The organism is Streptomyces sp. NPDC004435 (assembly GCF_042873895.1).
Lineage (GTDB): Bacteria > Actinomycetota > Actinomycetes > Streptomycetales > Streptomycetaceae > Streptomyces.
Genome location: NZ_JBIAMB010000003.1, coordinates 448,122 through 464,144 on the forward strand (window position 1 = coordinate 448,122; position 16,023 = coordinate 464,144).

Consider the following 16,023-nt stretch of genomic DNA (forward strand, 5'->3'; position numbering starts at 1 on the left):
GCCCCGTCTCACCCGTCCGGCGCGGCGGGCTCGCCGCCGCCGGCCGCTCCGGCCAGGCTCGTCGGCAGGGACGCCCACGAGACGAGGTGCCGCCGATGCCCACCGCCGCCCGCCTCCGCGCCGGACTCGCCCTCACCACCGTCCTGCTGACCGGCTGCGCGGCCACCCCGGCGGCCCCCTCCCCCACCACCGGAACGGGCCGCGGCCAGGGCCGGCTGGTCGTGACGTACGAGGAGGCCGGCACCCCCGAGGAGCGCGCCGCGCGCGCCTTCCTGCGCGAGCACCGGGTCCTGGAGGACGCCGCCGCCTACGCGGACTCCCGGATCGCCCTCCCCCGCGACATACCGCTCCGCGCCGCCGGCTGCCCGGCGCCCAACCCGTACTGGGACGAGGACACCGGGCGGATCACCTACTGCTACGGCTTCGTGCCGGACGCCCGGAAGGTCTTCGCCGGCCTCGACTCCGACGGCACCCCGGCGCAGCGGTCCGCCGCCGTCGACGAGGACGTCGTCGGACTCTCGAACGGCGTCCTCTTCCACGAGCTCGGGCACGCCCTCGTCGACCTCTACGACCTGCCGGTCACCGGACGCGAGGAGGACGCGGTGGACCAGCTCGCCGTCCTCCTGCTCGCCTCCGGCGACGAGCGCCACACCGACTACGCGATCTCCGCCGTCAACGCCTGGGGCGCGCTGTGGCAGGCGGCCGAGGGCGGCGACCCGGGGGTGGCCGCGTACTCCGACATCCACTCCATGGACGGGCAGCGGTTCTTCAACTGGGCCTGCTGGCTGTACGGCTCCGACCCCCGGCGGTTCGCGGACGCGGTGGACGCGGAGGGCAACCCGGACGGAGTGCTGCCCCGCGACCGCGCCGCGCTCTGCCCGGCCGAGTTCCGGCGCATCGACTCGTCGTGGCGGACCCTCCTGGGGCCGTACCTCAAGAAGCCGTGAATCCCACGATGCGAACCGCTTCGACGCGAACTCTTTACGCGCGCGCCGCACAGGGGTAACTTCCCGCCGACGCAAGAACTTTCCGCAATTTTCCGCACGCGCTTCCAAGGGGGCCGATCCCCGACGCTCCACCGGCCCCTTCGTTCGGCGCGCCCCCGTCTGGAGATCGCATGACCCCCACCCGCATACGGCCGAGAAGACGCGCCCTCGCGCTCCTCGGTGTCGCGGCCGGCCTCACCGGCCTGGTCGCGGCGCCGCCCGGCGCGCCTCCGGCCGCCGCCGCCCCGCTCGCCGCGACGCCGGCGGCGGCCGTCGCCGAGACCACGGCGACCGTCCACTACTGGACCAAGACCAAGAACTGGTCGGCCTACAACCTCCACTACGCGCCCGACGGCGGCTCCTGGACCACCGTCCCCGGCACCGCGATGGAGCCGGCCTGTACCGACTGGGTGAAGAAGACCGTCAGCCTCGGCACCGCGGCCGGCCTCCAGGCCACCTTCAACAACGGCGCCGGGACCTGGGACAACAACGGCGGCCGCAACTACGCCCTGGGCGGCGGGAACATCACCGTGAAGGACGGGGTCGTCGCCCACTCCGACCCGTGCGCCGACACCCCGCCGCCCGCCTCCCAGAAGGCGACGGTGTACTACTCCTCGGCCTCCCTGGGCTGGTCGACGGTGAACGTCCACTACCAGCCGGCCGGCGGCGCGTGGACGGCCGCGCCCGGCCTCGGCATGACGGCGGCCTGCACGGGCTGGTGGAAGCGGGAGCTCGACCTCGGCACCGCCACGTCCCTCAAGGCCGCCTTCAACAACGGCAACGGCGTGTGGGACAACAACGGCGGCTCCGACTACGCGATCGGCACGGGCACCTCCACCGTCCGCGACCGGGTGGTGACCGCGAACGCGACCGACCCCTGTGCCGCGACCCCGCCCGACACCCAGGCGCCCACCGCCCCGGCCCGGGTCACCGCGACCGCCGACGGCGTCTCCGTCCTGCTCTCCTGGGACGCCGCCACCGACGACCGGGGCGTGACGAAGTACCAGGTCACCCGGGTCGGCGGCACGGGCGGCACGGTGGTGACGGACGTCGGCTCGACGGTCTTCTCGGACACCGGACTGGCCGAACGCACCGCGTACACCTACACGGTGAAGGCCGTGGACGCCGCCGGGAACGTCTCGACCGCCTCCGCCCCGGCCACCGCCACGACCGGTGACAAGCCGGCCGCCCCCGCGAACGGCAAGCCGCTCGGCACGGACCCGCGCAAGGACCCGATCTACTTCGTCCTCACCGCCCGCTTCCACGACGGCGACCCGTCCAACAACCGGGGCGGCAGCCAGCACGTGAAGTCGGGGAACGCGGCCAACGACGACCCCATGTTCCGGGGCGACTTCAAGGGCCTCGTCCAGAAGCTCGACTACATCAAGGGCCTCGGCTTCTCCGCCGTCTGGGTCACCCCGGTGGTGCTCAACCGCTCGGACTACGACCACCACGGCTACCACGGCTACGACTTCTACAAGGTCGATCCCCGCCTGGAGTCGGCCGGCGCCTCCTACCAGGACCTGATCGACGCGGCCCATGCCAAGGGCATGAAGATCTACCAGGACGTCGTCTACAACCACTCCTCCCGCTGGGGCGCCAAAGGCCTGTTCACGCCGACCGTGTACGGCGTCCGGGACACCCAGTGGAGCTGGTACTACGACGAGAAGCAGCCCGGCTTCGAGTACGACGGCCTGACCGTCGACGCCAAGTCCGGCAAGTCGTACTACAACGGCGACCTGTGGTCGACCGCCGAACCCACCGGCAACACCTGCGTCAACTGGGGCAAGCCCACCGGCGGGAAGAGCCCCGAGGGATACACCCTCTACAACTGCCAGTGGCCGAGCCCGACCTCCGGCATGTTCCCGAAGGCGCTCTACCACCAGTGCTGGATCGGCAACTGGGAGGGCGAGGACTCCCGTTCCTGCTGGCTGCACGAGGACCTGGCGGACTTCGACACGGAGAACGCGACCGTCCAGAACTACCTGATCGGCGCCTACAACAAGTACATCGACATGGGCGTCGACGGCTTCCGCGTCGACACCGCCGTGCACATCCCGCGCACCACCTGGAACCGCCGCTTCCTCCCCGCCATCCAGGAGCGCGTCACCCAGCGCCACGGCGCCGAGGCGGCGAAGAACTTCTTCGTCTTCGGCGAGGTCGCCGCCTTCGTCAACGACAAGTGGAACCGCGGCTCGGTCAATCACTCGGCGCAGTTCTACACCTGGAAGGAGCGCAGGGAGTACGCCGCCGACGACGCCGGGGCGGCGCTGGAGATGTACGACTACGAGCAGCAGCAGGGCACCGGCAACCAGCCGACGTCGACCAACGCCTTCCTGAACGGCAACAGCTACCACGCGCCCGACCACAGCCGCTTCTCCGGCATGAACGTCATCGACATGCGGATGCACATGAACTTCGGTGACGCGTACAACGCGTTCTCCAACGGCAAGGACTCGGACGACAGTTACAACGACGCCACGTACAACGTCGTCTACGTCGACAGCCACGACTACGGACCGAACAAGTCCAGCGAGCGCTACACGGGCGGCACCGACGCCTGGGCCGAGAACATGTCCCTGATGTGGACCTTCCGCGGCATCCCGACGCTCTACTACGGCTCCGAGATCGAGTTCCAGAAGGGCCAGAAGATCGACTGCGGGCCGACCTGCCCGCTGGCGACGACCGGCCGCGCCTACTACGGCGCGCACCTCGCCGGCACCGTGACCGCCTCCGACTTCTCCAAGGTCTCCGGGGCGAGCGGCCAGGTCGCGACCACCCTCCAGCAGCCCCTGGTCAAGCACGTCCAGCGGCTCAACGAGATCCGCCGGGCGGTCCCCGCGCTCCAGATGGGCCAGTACTCCACGGAGGGCATCTCGGGCGGCATGGCGTTCAAGCGCCGCTACACCAGCGGCTCGACGGACAGCTTCGCGCTCGTCACCGTCTCGGGCGGCGCCACGTACAACGGCATCCCGAACGGCACGTACACCGACGCCGTCACCGGTGACGTCAAGGTCGTCGCCAACGGCACGCTCTCGGTCGGCGCGCCCGGCAAGGGCAACCTCCGGGTGTACGTCCTGAACGGGCCCGGGAAGATCGGCACCGCGGGCCCCTACCTGAAGTAGGCCCGCCGCGGCGGGAGGGGGTGGGGAGGAAATCCGCCCCCTTTCGCCATGTTCAAGTCAAGATTCTGTTACATGAACGGGCTTGTCGGACAGAAGTCTTCCTTCCGCCCCGCCCGTCTGGGATCTTGCGTCCACCCCACACATCACAGGGCCCGGCCGGCGCCACCCGCGCCACCGGGTCATCGGAGGACGCATTGTTTTCCCACATATCCGGCCGCATGAGACTCGCGGCGATCGCCCTCGGCACGACACTCGCGGTCGCGGGCCCGGCCTCGCTCGCCCAGGCCGCCCCGGCCGACAACGAGCCGCTCGCGGCCTTCACCGGGACCGCACGCGCCGCGCAGCAGGCGCCCGCGGCACCCGCGGCCTGGGCCGCCGGCACCCGCGCCTACCTGGTCATCACCGCTCCCGGTGACACCACCGCGGTCCGCAACGCCGTGGCCGCCAACGGCGGTTCGGTCTTCTCCTCCTTCGACGCCATCGGCGTGATCGTCGCCCACTCGACCTCCGCCTCCTTCGCCACCACCATGCGTGGCGTCGCCGGCGTGCAGAAGGTCGGTGCCAGCCGCACCTCGGACGTCCCGGCCGACGCGTACAACCCGGCCCTCCCGTCCAACCCCTCGCAGTCGGCGGCCCCGTCGACGGAGCCCGTCCGCTCGGACATGACCCAGATCAAGGCCGACCAGGCGTGGGCCGTCAACCCGGGCTCCGCCTCGGTCAAGGTCGGCATCCTGGACACCGGCGTCGACGACCAGCACCAGGACCTGGCTCCGAACTTCAACGCCGCCGACTCGGTCTCCTGCGCCTACGGCAAGGCCGACACCCGCGCCGGCGCCTGGCGCGACGTCGACCAGCACGGCACCCACGTGGCCGGCACGGTCGCCGCCGCGAAGAACGGCAAGGGCGCCATCGGCGTCGCCCCGGGCGTGAAGATCTCCTCGGTGCGCATCGCCGAGCCCGGCAGCACGCTCTTCTTCCCGGAGAACACCATCTGCGGCCTCGTGTGGGCCGGTGACCGCGGCTTCAAGGTCACCAACAACAGCTACTACACGGACCCGTGGCAGTTCAACTGCCCGAACAACCTCGACCAGGCGGCGATCCTGGAGGGCGTGGGCCGCGCCCAGGCGTACGCCGAGAGCAAGGGCTCGCTCCAGGTCGCCGCGGCCGGCAACTCCAACGTGGACCTGGCGAACAAGACCACCGACTCGTCGAGCCCCAACGACTCGACGCCGGTGACGCGGACCATCACCAACGACTGCCTCGACATCCCGGCCGAGCTGCCGGGCGTCGTCACGGTCGCGGCCAACGGCACCAGCGGCACCTCCAAGGCGTCCTTCTCCAACTTCGGCCGTGACGTCATCGAGGTCTCGGCGCCCGGCGAGTCCGTCTACAGCACCGTCCCCGGCGGCAAGTACTCCTCGCTGAGCGGTACCTCGATGGCCGCCCCGCACGTGGCCGGCGTCGCCGCCCTGCTGGCCAGCGCCAACCCGGCGTACACCCCCGCGGACATCCGCGCCAAGCTCGGCGAGCACGCCACGGACCTGGCCTGCCCCTCGGACTCCCGCTGCACCGGCACCACGGCGAAGAACGGCTTCTTCGGCGAGGGCCGCGTGGACGCGCTCAAGGCCGTCGGCGGCTCGACGCCGCCGCCCGGCAAGTACTTCGAGAACCTGACCGACGTGACGATCTCCGACAACGCCACCGTCGAGAGCGCGATCACCGTCAGCGGCGTCACCGGCAACGCGCCGGCGACCCTCAAGGTGGGCGTCGACATCAAGCACACCTACATCGGCGACCTCAAGGTCGACCTGGTCGCCCCCGACGGCACCGTCTACACCGTCCACAACCGGAGCGGCAGCGGCACCGACAACATCGTCCAGACGTACACCGTCAACGCCTCCTCCGAGGTCGCGAACGGCGTCTGGAAGCTCCGCGTGAACGACAACGCGAACGCGGACACCGGGAAGATCGACGCCTGGAACCTGACCTTCTGACGGTCGGACAGCACCCCTGAGGGGCCGGAGCGCACCACGCTCCGGCCCCTCTCGCATGCCCGGGAACAGCTCCCCGCCAGGGCGGGAGAAGAAAGTCCGTACCGGGGGGTAGCCCGCGCGCGGCCCTTGCTATACGTTCCGTCTAACAAGCTTGCTAGACACAGCGTCTAACAAGCGGGGAACGACCACGACGAGCCGACCGCGTGACCCAAGGAGCCGCACCGATGGCCAGCAGCACCGTTCGCCCGGACCACCACGACCCCGACGACGTCGCCGAGCGGCTCCTCCGGTCTGCCGCCAAGCTCAGCTACGACCCCAACGTCGAGGTCGACTGGGACACCCCGCTCGACAAGGACTTCCACGGGCAGAGCCCCGAGTGGAACAGCCTCTACGGCACCGCGTACTGGAACGAGATGACCGAGGAGCAGCGCAAGGAGCTGACCCGCCAGGAGTCCGCCTCCGTCGCCTCCACCGGCATCTGGTTCGAGATGATCCTCCAGCAGCTGGTCCTGCGGGACATCTACCGCATGGACCACACCGACCCCCGCTTCCAGTGGGCGCTCACCGAGATCGCCGACGAGTGCCGCCACTCGATCATGTTCGCCCGCGGCTCCCAGAAGCTGGGCGCCCCGGCCTACCGGCCCAAGCGCGCGGTCATGGAGCTCGGCCGGTTCATGAAAACGGTCGGCTTCGGCGAGGCCGCCTACGCCGGCATCCTCGTCGCCGAGGAGGTCCTCGACGTCATGCAGCGCGACTGGATGCGCGACGAGCGGGTGGTCCCCTTCGTGCGGACCATCAACAACATCCATGTCGTCGAGGAATCCCGGCACATGAAGTTCGCCCGGGACGAGACCCGCCGCCACCTCGCCCGCGCGAGCCGCGCCCGCCGCCACTTCCAGGCGCTGGTCGTCGCCACCGCCGCGTACTACATCATCACCAGCCTGGTGAACCCCGAGGTGTACGTCCGGGCCGGCCTCGACCCCGAGCGCGCCCGCCGCGAGGCCGCCGCCAACGAGCACTACAAGGCGCAGCTCCGCGCCAGCTGCTCCGGCCTGATGGAGTTCCTCGGCGACGTCGGCATGCTGACCCGCCCCGCCGTCTTCTTCTACCAGCGCGCCCACCTCCTCTGACCCCGCCGAGCCGAGCCGAGCCGCCGCCATGACCTACGCCATCACCCAGACCTGCTGCTCCGACGCCACCTGCGTCGCCGTCTGCCCGGTCAACTGCATCCACCCGACGCCCGACGAGCCGGACTTCGGCACCACCGAGATGCTCTACGTCGACCCGAAGACCTGCATCGACTGCGGGGCCTGCGCCGACGCCTGCCCGGTCGACGCGATCTTCCCGGTCGACCGGCTCACCGGGCCGCTGAAGAAGTACGAGGCGATCAACGCCGCCCACTACGAGGGCCGCGAACCCGCCCCCGTCCTCGCCTCCCCCACCTTCCACGCCTGGGGCGAGCCGGCCTTCGCCCGCTCGCTGCCCTCCGACTTCGCCCCGATCCGGGTCGCCGTCGTCGGCACCGGACCGGCCGGGATGTACGCCGCCGAGGACCTGCTGCTGCACACCAACGCCGAGGTCACCCTCATCGACCGGCTCCCGGTGGCCGGCGGGCTCGTCCGCTACGGCGTGGCCCCCGACCACCCGGGCACGAAGGGCGCCGGCGACACCCTCGCCCGCTTCCACACCCACCCCCGGGCCACCGTCCGGCTCGGCGTGGAGATCGGCAAGGACGTCACCCCCGCGGAACTGGCCGCCCACCACGACGCCGTCGTGTACGCGGTCGGCGCCCCGTCCGACCGGCGCCTCGGCATCCCCGGCGAGGAACTGCCCGGCAGCCTCTCCGCGACCTCCCTCGTCTCCTGGTACAACGCCCACCCGGAGACCCCGCCCGAGGCGGTCTCCCTGGGCACGGCCGAACGGGCCGTGGTCGTCGGCAACGGCAACGTGGCCCTGGACGTGGCCCGGATCCTGGTCTCCGACCCCGCCGCGCTCGCGGGCACCGACATCGCCGACCACGCCCTCGCCGCCCTGCGCGACGCGCGCGTCCGCGAGGTGGTCCTGCTCGGCCGGCGCGGCCCCGAGGACGCCGCGTACACCTCCTCCGAACTCCTGGCCCTCGCCGACCTGCCCGGCGTCGAGCTCGTCGTCGACACCCACGACCCCCGGATCGCCGAGGCCGTCGACACCGCGGCCGCCGACGCCAAGGCCGCCCTCCTGAAGGACGTGGCCCGCGAGACCGTCGACTGGACGCGCGCACCCGACGCCGGCCGCCGCCGCATCGTGCTCCGCTTCCACTCCGCGCCCGAGGAGGCCGTCGGCCCCGACGCGGTCCGGGCGATCCGCACCGGCGGCGCCGACGGCCCCGCCGAGATCCCGGCCGGCCTGCTCGTGAGGGCGATCGGCTACCGGGGCGTCCCCCTCGCCGGACTGCCCTTCGACGAGGCCACCGGCACCGTCCCGCACACCGCCGGGCGGGTGGACGGCATGACCGGCACCTACGTCGTGGGCTGGATCAAGCGCGGCCCCTCCGGCGGCATCGGAGCCAACCGCTCCTGCGCCGCCGAGACCGTCGGCAGCCTCCTCGCCGACGCCGTCGACGGCCGCCTGCCGACGCCGACCGGTTCCGCGAAGGCGTTCGGGCGGCTCGCCCGCGCCCGCAGCGGCCGGCTCGTGGACGCTCGCGGACTCGCCGCCATCGACCGGGCCGAGCGGGCCCGGGGCGCGGCGGCCGGCCGGCCGCGGGTCAAGCTCGCGACGGTCCCGGAACTGGTCGCGGCGGCCCGCCGCGGCCGGCTGCGCGGCCCCGCGAGCTGACACCTGACGGGGCGCATACGGGGCGGGCGCGGGGGCACTCGCCCCGTATGACCACCGAAGGCACCGTCCGGCACGACGACGGGCGCGGCGAGAGCCGGGAGGAACGGGCCGACCGACGCTGGAACGAGCTCCTCCAGGAGCTGCGGGTGGCCCAGACCGGCACCCAGATCCTGTTCGGCTTCCTGGTCGCGGTCGTCTTCCAGCCGCGCTTCACGGAGCTGGGCACGACGGACCGGATGATCTACGTGGTCACGTTCTGTCTGGGAGCGGCGACCACCGGTGCGCTCGTCGCGCCGGTCGCGGTCCACCGGCTGGTCGCCGGGCGCCGGCTCAAGCCGGAGACGGTGAACTGGGCGGCGCGCCTGACGCTCGTCGGCGTGGTGCTGCTCTACCTGACGATCATGTCGACGTTCCTGCTGATCATGCGCATGGTGCTGGACAACGGCATCGCGACGTGGCTGCTCGTCGGGATGGCGGCGTGGGTGGCGCTCTGCTGGTTCGTGGTGCCGATCGTCACCCGGCTCCGGGGCAAGGAGGACGACGGGGGCGGGGGCGGCAAAACCGGGGACGGCTACGGCCCCTGGCCGCGCTGAGCGGACGCACCGGGGGTCCGGCCCGGGACGGCGGGCCGGCGTGGGCGGCGGATCAGGCCGCGACGGGGAGCGGGCGGCGCAGCACGATCGCGTTCAGCCCGACCGAGAACGGCGCGATGTCCGTCAGGCCGAGCCCGAGCACCTGCTCCCTGGGCAGGTCGACGGTGACGTCCACGCAGAAGGCGAGCGCGTGCAGCGCGTCGCCCGTGCCCTCGTCCTGGAGCGCGAAGAAGAGGTCCCGGTAGTAGCGGGTGCGCTCCTCGGACTCCTCGTAGAACGACAGCCCCTGCTGCTCCGCGTCCCCGAGGCTGGTGAACGCGGCGACCAGCTCCCGCTCCACCGTCTCCCAGAAGCCCGCCTCGGCGCACTCGGCCGGCAGCGCCTGGCGGACGGCCTCCTTCAGCGAGAGCACCATGACGAGCAGCGGCGCGTGCTCCTTGAGCCCCCAGCCGCGCACCATACGGACGACGGTGCAGTCCGGCACGGCGGTGGCCGCCCGGTGGATGGCGCCGAAGTCGAAGTTGACGGTGGCGGGGGCGATCGCATCCTGGAAGACCCGGTCGATCGACCGGGCCTCGTCGAGGTGGGCGGGCGCCACCTCGATCACGGTCCTGAAACTGGCTGCCAAGGAATCCTCCTTCGCTCGGCGCCCACCGCGGCGGGCGCTTGATCATCAGGAGGAGTATGCCGAGGGGTCCGCTCAGCGCCCGCGGCGGGGCTTCCCCCCGCGCCCGGCGGCGCCGCCCTTGCCCCGGGCGGGCTTCGCCGGCCGCTGCGGCTTGCCCCCGGCGGCCTTCTTCGCGGGCTTGGGTGCCGGCTTGGCGGTCTTCTGGCCCTTCTGCGCCTCCGCCCGCCGGCCCCGGGTGCTGTTGACGGTCCGGCCGCGGACGATCCCGATGAACTCCTCGACCAGGTCGGGGGCCTCCTCGGTCCTCGGCCAGGAGAGCGCCACCCGCGACTGGGGGACGCCGGTGATCGTGCGGTACGTGAGGTCCTTGCGGTGGTGCAGCCGGGCCAGCGACTGCGGCACGACGAGGACGCCGACCCCGGCGGCGACCAGCTCGATCGCGTCGGCGGTGGTCTCGGGCCGCTCGAACGCGGGCCGGCCGGGCGGCGCCTCCCAGTCGAGGGTGTCGTCGAGCGGGTGCAGCACCAGCTCCTCCGCGAGATCCGCCGGGCTCAGCTCCTCGGCGGCGGCGAACAGGTGGTCCTTCGGCACGACCACCACCGTCGTCTCCTCGTACAGCGGGATCGCCGCCAGGTCCTCACCGTCGACCGGCAGCCGCAGCAGCGCCGCGTCCGCCGCCCCGTCCCGGAGCGTTCCGAAGGACTCGCCGGGCGTCACCTGGAGGAGCGTGAGGCGCACGTCGGGCAGCCGCTGCTCCCAGATCCGCACCCACTTCGAGGGCGTCACACCGGGCACGTAGGCGAGCCGGAAGGTCGTGGGGGCCGGGGAGGAGTCAGTCACCCCGCAAGATTACCCGCCGGTCCGCACCGTCGGCGCAGGTCGGCGGACGCCCGTGGTCGGCGGACGCCCGTGTGCTCGATACCCTGGACACCATGACGCAGCACCAGAACTCCCAGACGATGAAGCCCGCGACCGCGGCGAAGAAGCTGGGTGTGTACCTCGACGCCACGCCCGCCGACTTCCAGGAAGGCGTCGTCTCCCGCGCCGAGCTCAACGAGCTCCAGGCCAACCCGCCGGCCTGGCTCCAGGAGCTGCGCCAGAACGGCCCGCACCCGCGCCCGGTCGTCGCGGCCAAGCTCGGCATCTCCATCTCCGGTCTCGCCCGCGGCGGGGTCACCGACGCGCTCACCACCGAGCAGATCGAGGCGCTCAAGGACGAGGCGCCCGAGTGGCTCGTCAAGGAGCGCGCCACCCAGTCCGACGTCCGCAAGGAGAACGTGCGGATCAAGGAGCGCAACGCCCAGCGCGCGGCCGACCAGGCCGCCCGCGAGCAGAACACCTGACGGACCGGACGCCGACGGGCCGGGACGCCCGGCGGACCCGGCCGCCGTCGCCCGGTGTGGCGCGGCGCCGGGCGCGGGAGGCATCCCCTCATGAACGAGGTAACCGACCCGCCCGTCGTCGCCGCCGTCGACGGCTCCGAGCACAGTCTGCGCGCCCTCTCCTGGGCGCTGGGGGCCGCCGAGGCCCTGGGCGCCCCCCTGGTCGTGGCGCACGTCCGCTCCGAGGCCCTGCAACTGGGCGCGGCCCGCATCGCCTCGCTGGGCACGGAGCCGGAGCTGCCGGACACCGTCCTGGACGCCGTCAGGACCGTCGTCGAGGAGCGCGGGCACACGGTGCCGGTGGAGTACCGGTCCCTGGACGGGACGGTCACCGAGGTGCTGCCGGAAGCGGCCCGGGGCGCCCGCCTCCTGGTGACCGGCTCCCGTGGCCACGGCGGCTTCGCCACGCTCCTGCTCGGTTCCACCGGCCGCACGCTCGCCGCCCACTCCCCCTGCCCGCTGGTCGTGGTCCCGCACGAGGCCCGCACCGCGTCCCTGGACAGCGCCCCCGCGGCCGGCCGGATCCTGCTGGGCCTGCACCCCGAGGAGACCCCGGACGAGGTCGTGGCCTTCGCCTTCGAGACGGCCCGGCTGCGCGGTGTGCCCCTGGAGGCGATCACCGCGCTGCGGCTCCCGCCCAACCCGTCCGCGCTGGTCGCGGCTCCCTCCCCCGCCCTCCAGGTGCCCCCGCCGCTCCCCCTCGCCGAGGACACGGAGGAACTCCTCGCCGAGGCCCGGCGCGAGCAGGAGACCCGCCTGCGCCCCTTCGCCGATCGCCGGCCTGACGTGGAACTGGTCCGCACGGTCGAACCGGGGGACGCGGCGGGACTCCTGGTGGACGCCTCCGCCGACGCGGCCCTGCTGGTCGTGGGCCGGCATCACCGGCACCGGATCGCGGAGCTCCTGGTGGGCTCGGTGGCACACGCGGTGCTCCATCACGCAGCCTGCCCGGTGGCGGTGGTCCCGCCGGCCGCCGGCGCGTGACCGCGCTGTCGGTCCCGGCTGGTAGACAGAGCCCATGACGTCCGACGCGTACGCCTCCGCCCCCGCCGCCGATCCGGCCGCCGCCGCCCGCAACACCCGGCCCCCGACCCCGACCGCCGCGCTGGGCGCCGGGATCGTGGTCCTCGACGCCCGGGGCCGGATCCTGCTCGGCCTCGACCGCTCGGGCGTGTGGGAGCTGCCGGGCGGCGGGATCGAGCCGGGCGAGTCGATCGAGGAGGCCGCGGCCCGCGAGCTGGCCGAGGAGACCACCCTGGTGAGCGGCGCGGACGACGTGGAGGTCCTCGGCCTGCTCCTCGACACGGTCACCTCGCCGACGGTGACCCGGATGACGGCGGCCACGGTCGTCCGCGCCTTCACGGGCACTCCCTCGGTCGCCGAGCCGCAGAAGATCGAACGCTGGGAGTGGACCTCCCCCGACGCACTGCCGACGGCCCTCTTCCTGCCTTCCGCGCAGGTCCTCGCCGTGTGGCGGCCCGAGCTCGGCCTGCCGGAGGCGCCCTTCCACCGCTACACCCTCGGACGGCCGCCGCGCTGAGCCGGGACCGCGCGTCACCGCGCGGGACGGCCTGGTCGTGACTAGCGTGGACGAAGTCCACAGACTACGCAGAACGCCACCGATCGGAAGCGAGAGTCACGTCATGGCCGTACGACCCGAAGGCACCCCGGTCTGGACCGACGCGATGTTCACCGACGCCGAGGCAGCCAAGACGTTCTACGCCGATGTGCTGGGCTGGACCTTCGGCGAGGAAGCGACGGAGTTCGGCAACTACACCCAGGCGTACAAGAACGGCAAGGCCGTCGCCGCCGTCGTCCCGCCGATGCCCGGTGGTGACACCCCGCCGCAGTCCGCCTGGTGTCTCTACTTCGCCTCGGACGACGTCGCCGCCACCGCGGAGAAGATCAAGGCCGCGGGCGGCACGGTGCTGATGGAGCCGATGAAGGTCGGCGAGTTCGGCTCGATGTGCCTCGCTCAGGACCCTTCGGGCGTGGTCTTCGGCCTCTGGCAGGCAGGCGTGCACGAGGGCTTCGAACTCGAAGGGGAGTCCGGCGCCTTCTGCTGGGCCGAGGTCTTCACCCGCGAACCCGACAAGTCCGACGCCTTCTTCACGAGCGTCTTCGGCTACAACTCGAAGAAGATGGCCGACGAGACGATGGACTTCCGGGTCTTCGACCTCGGCGGCGACCCGCTCCTCGGCCGGATGCGGATGGCCCCGGACGACTTCCCGCCGGAGGTCCCGTCGTACATCCAGATCTACTTCGCCGTCGACAACTGCGACCTGGCGGTCGGCGCTGCCGAACGGCTCGGCGGGCGCAAGGTCTTCGGCCCGATGGACAGCCCCTTCGGCCGCTTCGCCGCCCTGCTGGACCCGCAGGGCGCCGCGTTCGCGGTGATCGACGTCCGGACGACCGTCGGCGAGATGCCGCCGATGGAGTGACCGGCGGGCGGCGGAGCGGCGCGACGCCCGGCCGAGGGCGCCGCGCCGCTCCCGTGCGTCCGCGCTCAGGCGGTGTCGCGGACGGCGACGATCCCGTTGAAGACGCCGACGTACGCGGTGCCGTCGAGCCCGAGGGTGATCGGCGCCCAGTTGTTGTCGTAGGCGAGCCCGGTTCCGGTGAACCGCGAGAACACCCGCGCTCCGGTCCGGAAGTCGACGGCGGTGAGGTACCAGGCGTCGATCCCGAGCGCGTGGGGCCGCTTCTCGTAGAAGTAGAGCAGCCCGTTGGCGGTGGACAGCTTGGGCACGGTGGACGGCGAGCGCACGTCGCTCTCCCACACGGTGTCGCAGCCGCTGCCGTCGGCCCGTACGTCGATCCTCGTCGCCCCGCCGACGACGCTGCGCCCGAACCCGAGCGACGAGGGGTTCTCGTACCCGTAGTTGTTCTCCACCACGAGGCTGTCGCCCCAGCTGATCAGCGAGTTGTCGGTGGTGGAGGCGCCGGAGCGGAAGACGGGCACCTTGCAGACGAGCCGCTCCCCGGCGGGCACGTCTGCCGTCCGCCGGTAGACGAGGACGTTCATTCGGTCGTCGGCGTTGTCGGTGATGGCCACGTACTCGTCGCGCCTCCCGAACAGGTCGGGCGTGGTCCCGGACCCCTGGTTCACCGAACCAGGCTTGGTCCCGGTCCCCCGGTCGTAAGCCTCCCGCCAGACGACCCGCGGTGTGCCGTCGGTGCCGGCACGGAAGCTGTACAGCGCGTGGTCGGTGACGATCGAGACGCCGTCCTCGGCGACGGAGAACGAGTTCTGGATCTCCTCCCCCTCCAGCCGCGTCACCCGCAGCGCCCCGGTGTCCGGGTCGACGGTCCCGACCCGCCCGAGCCGGGTGACCCACCAGATCCGCCCGTCCCAGTCCGGCATCACGGAGGTGACGGGGTCGCAGACGCCGCTGGGGAAGAGGTTGGTCCAGGTGACGCAGTCGTGCGGCACCAGCGAGGTGAGATCCCAGTCGTCCTCGACCTCGAACTCCCACCGCCCGTCCGCGTCCTGCCGGTGGGAGATCCGCAGGACGTGCTGCCGGGAGTCGGCGAGGACCACCCGGTCGCGGTCGTCCAGGTAGAAGTAGGCACCGCCCGAGGTGTCCTTGAAGATCTTCTCGAAGTCGAGCCGTGTGATGGCCTCCACGGTGGAGGACCGCTGGGGCAGCTTGTACTCGGCGAGGGTGTCGAGGCTGCGCGGGTCGAGCAGCTTCAGCAGGAACCCGCTGAAGGTCCCGCAGACGGTGAGCAGCCGCCCGCCGGCGTCGAAGGTGGCGGTGGCGCACTCCCCGCCGACCGGCGCGATCTTCTCGCTGGTCACTTCGGGTTCCCGCCCGAGCGGACCGGGGTGGGGATGCGTCCCGCTGCCGGCGGCGTCCGCGTGCATGCCGCTGCGCCCGTTGGGGGCGAGGTACGGATGCTGGGCGGGCCCGGCGCCCGGCAGCGGCGTGGCGGTCCCCGGGGCGCCCAGGTAGTGCTCGACGAGCCGGTGCCCCAGTGCGAGGGGGATCTCCTCGGCCTGCGCCACGGGCGCAGAGCCGACGAGTAAGGCCGCGGCGAGTGCGGCGGCCACAGCGGCCGCGCGCCCCCGGCGAGGGCGTGTACGTGAGGTCAAGGCAGCTCCTACGGGTGGGTACGACGGTCGCGCCGGTCGCCGACGCTAGGCCCGTCCTCCGGAGAAGGGAAGCGAACCGCCCCACGCTTCACATGAACGCAAAAATGCCTCAACCCCCGGACATGGTCCGGGGGTTGAGGCTAAAAATTGTTCGGCGGCGTCCTACTCTCCCACAGGGTCCCCCCTGCAGTACCATCGGCGCTGAAAGGCTTAGCTTCCGGGTTCGGAATGTAACCGGGCGTTTCCCTAACGCTATGACCACCGAAACACTATGAAGTTGAACTCAACCGGTATAGGGAGTTCGTTACTTCAGAACTAACACAGTGGACGCGAGCAACTGAGGACAAGCCCTCGGCCTATTAGTACCGGTCAGCTCCACCCATTACTGGGCTTCCACATCCG

13 protein-coding genes and 1 rRNA gene are annotated in these 16,023 nt (G+C 72.1%); 10 read left to right on the forward strand and 4 right to left on the reverse strand.

Features of this window, described 5'->3' with window-relative positions; all coding sequences use genetic code 11:
- Positions 1 to 95: 95 nt before the first annotated feature.
- The 6 genes from ACFYT9_RS07735 to ACFYT9_RS07760 all read left to right on the forward strand — a co-directional run bounded on the left by ACFYT9_RS07735 (position 96) and on the right by ACFYT9_RS07760 (position 9,515).
- Positions 96 to 947, forward strand: a complete 852-nt coding sequence (locus ACFYT9_RS07735; RefSeq protein WP_389161627.1) for a DUF4344 domain-containing metallopeptidase — start codon at positions 96 to 98, stop codon at positions 945 to 947.
- Between the two features lie 170 nt (positions 948 to 1,117).
- Entirely contained in the window at positions 1,118 to 4,111 is a 2,994-nt protein-coding gene (locus ACFYT9_RS07740; RefSeq protein ID WP_389161628.1) for a carbohydrate binding domain-containing protein, read from the forward strand.
- Between the two features lie 218 nt (positions 4,112 to 4,329).
- Positions 4,330 to 6,105 (forward strand): S8 family serine peptidase, encoded by a 1,776-nt coding sequence (locus ACFYT9_RS07745; RefSeq protein WP_389161630.1) that lies wholly within the window; start codon positions 4,330 to 4,332, stop codon positions 6,103 to 6,105.
- Positions 6,106 to 6,329: 224 nt separating this feature from the next.
- Positions 6,330 to 7,235 (forward strand): diiron oxygenase, encoded by a 906-nt coding sequence (locus ACFYT9_RS07750; protein WP_389161632.1) that lies wholly within the window; start codon positions 6,330 to 6,332, stop codon positions 7,233 to 7,235.
- A 28-nt stretch (positions 7,236 to 7,263) separates the two neighbouring features.
- On the forward strand, positions 7,264 to 8,922 hold the full coding sequence (locus ACFYT9_RS07755) for an FAD-dependent oxidoreductase (RefSeq protein WP_389161633.1): 1,659 nt from the start codon (positions 7,264 to 7,266) through the stop codon (positions 8,920 to 8,922).
- 47 nt (positions 8,923 to 8,969) lie between these two features.
- Positions 8,970 to 9,515, forward strand: coding sequence for a DUF6328 family protein (locus tag ACFYT9_RS07760; protein ID WP_389161635.1), 546 nt, complete (start codon positions 8,970 to 8,972; stop codon positions 9,513 to 9,515).
- A gap of 52 nt (positions 9,516 to 9,567) precedes the next feature.
- Here the strand turns inward: ACFYT9_RS07760 and ACFYT9_RS07765 are convergent, their stop codons facing one another.
- Entirely contained in the window at positions 9,568 to 10,143 is a 576-nt protein-coding gene (locus tag ACFYT9_RS07765) for a Type-2Aa cytolytic delta-endotoxin (RefSeq protein WP_389161637.1), read from the reverse strand.
- Between the two features lie 72 nt (positions 10,144 to 10,215).
- Positions 10,216 to 10,983 carry a LysR family transcriptional regulator substrate-binding protein gene (locus ACFYT9_RS07770; protein ID WP_389161639.1) on the reverse strand — a complete coding sequence of 256 codons (768 nt, stop codon included), beginning with the start codon at positions 10,981 to 10,983 and terminating at the stop codon, positions 10,216 to 10,218.
- Positions 10,984 to 11,075: 92 nt separating this feature from the next.
- On the opposite strand from ACFYT9_RS07770, the gene ACFYT9_RS07775 reads away from it, so the two are divergent.
- The 4 genes from ACFYT9_RS07775 to ACFYT9_RS07790 all read left to right on the forward strand — a co-directional run bounded on the left by ACFYT9_RS07775 (position 11,076) and on the right by ACFYT9_RS07790 (position 13,966).
- Entirely contained in the window at positions 11,076 to 11,486 is a 411-nt protein-coding gene (locus tag ACFYT9_RS07775; protein WP_376602915.1) for a DUF5997 family protein, read from the forward strand.
- Positions 11,487 to 11,576: 90 nt separating this feature from the next.
- Entirely contained in the window at positions 11,577 to 12,509 is a 933-nt protein-coding gene (locus ACFYT9_RS07780) for a universal stress protein (protein ID WP_389161641.1), read from the forward strand.
- A 34-nt stretch (positions 12,510 to 12,543) separates the two neighbouring features.
- Positions 12,544 to 13,065 carry an NUDIX domain-containing protein gene (locus ACFYT9_RS07785; RefSeq protein ID WP_387271924.1) on the forward strand — a complete coding sequence of 174 codons (522 nt, stop codon included), beginning with the start codon at positions 12,544 to 12,546 and terminating at the stop codon, positions 13,063 to 13,065.
- A 103-nt stretch (positions 13,066 to 13,168) separates the two neighbouring features.
- Positions 13,169 to 13,966, forward strand: coding sequence for a VOC family protein (locus tag ACFYT9_RS07790; RefSeq protein ID WP_387271922.1), 798 nt, complete (start codon positions 13,169 to 13,171; stop codon positions 13,964 to 13,966).
- Between the two features lie 65 nt (positions 13,967 to 14,031).
- Here the strand turns inward: ACFYT9_RS07790 and ACFYT9_RS07795 are convergent, their stop codons facing one another.
- Both ACFYT9_RS07795 and rrf read right to left on the reverse strand, forming a co-directional pair.
- Positions 14,032 to 15,621, reverse strand: a complete 1,590-nt coding sequence (locus tag ACFYT9_RS07795) for a hypothetical protein (RefSeq protein ID WP_389161643.1) — start codon at positions 15,619 to 15,621, stop codon at positions 14,032 to 14,034.
- A 149-nt stretch (positions 15,622 to 15,770) separates the two neighbouring features.
- A 5S ribosomal RNA gene (rrf, locus tag ACFYT9_RS07800) occupies positions 15,771 to 15,887 on the reverse strand.
- Positions 15,888 to 16,023: the final 136 nt, after the last annotated feature.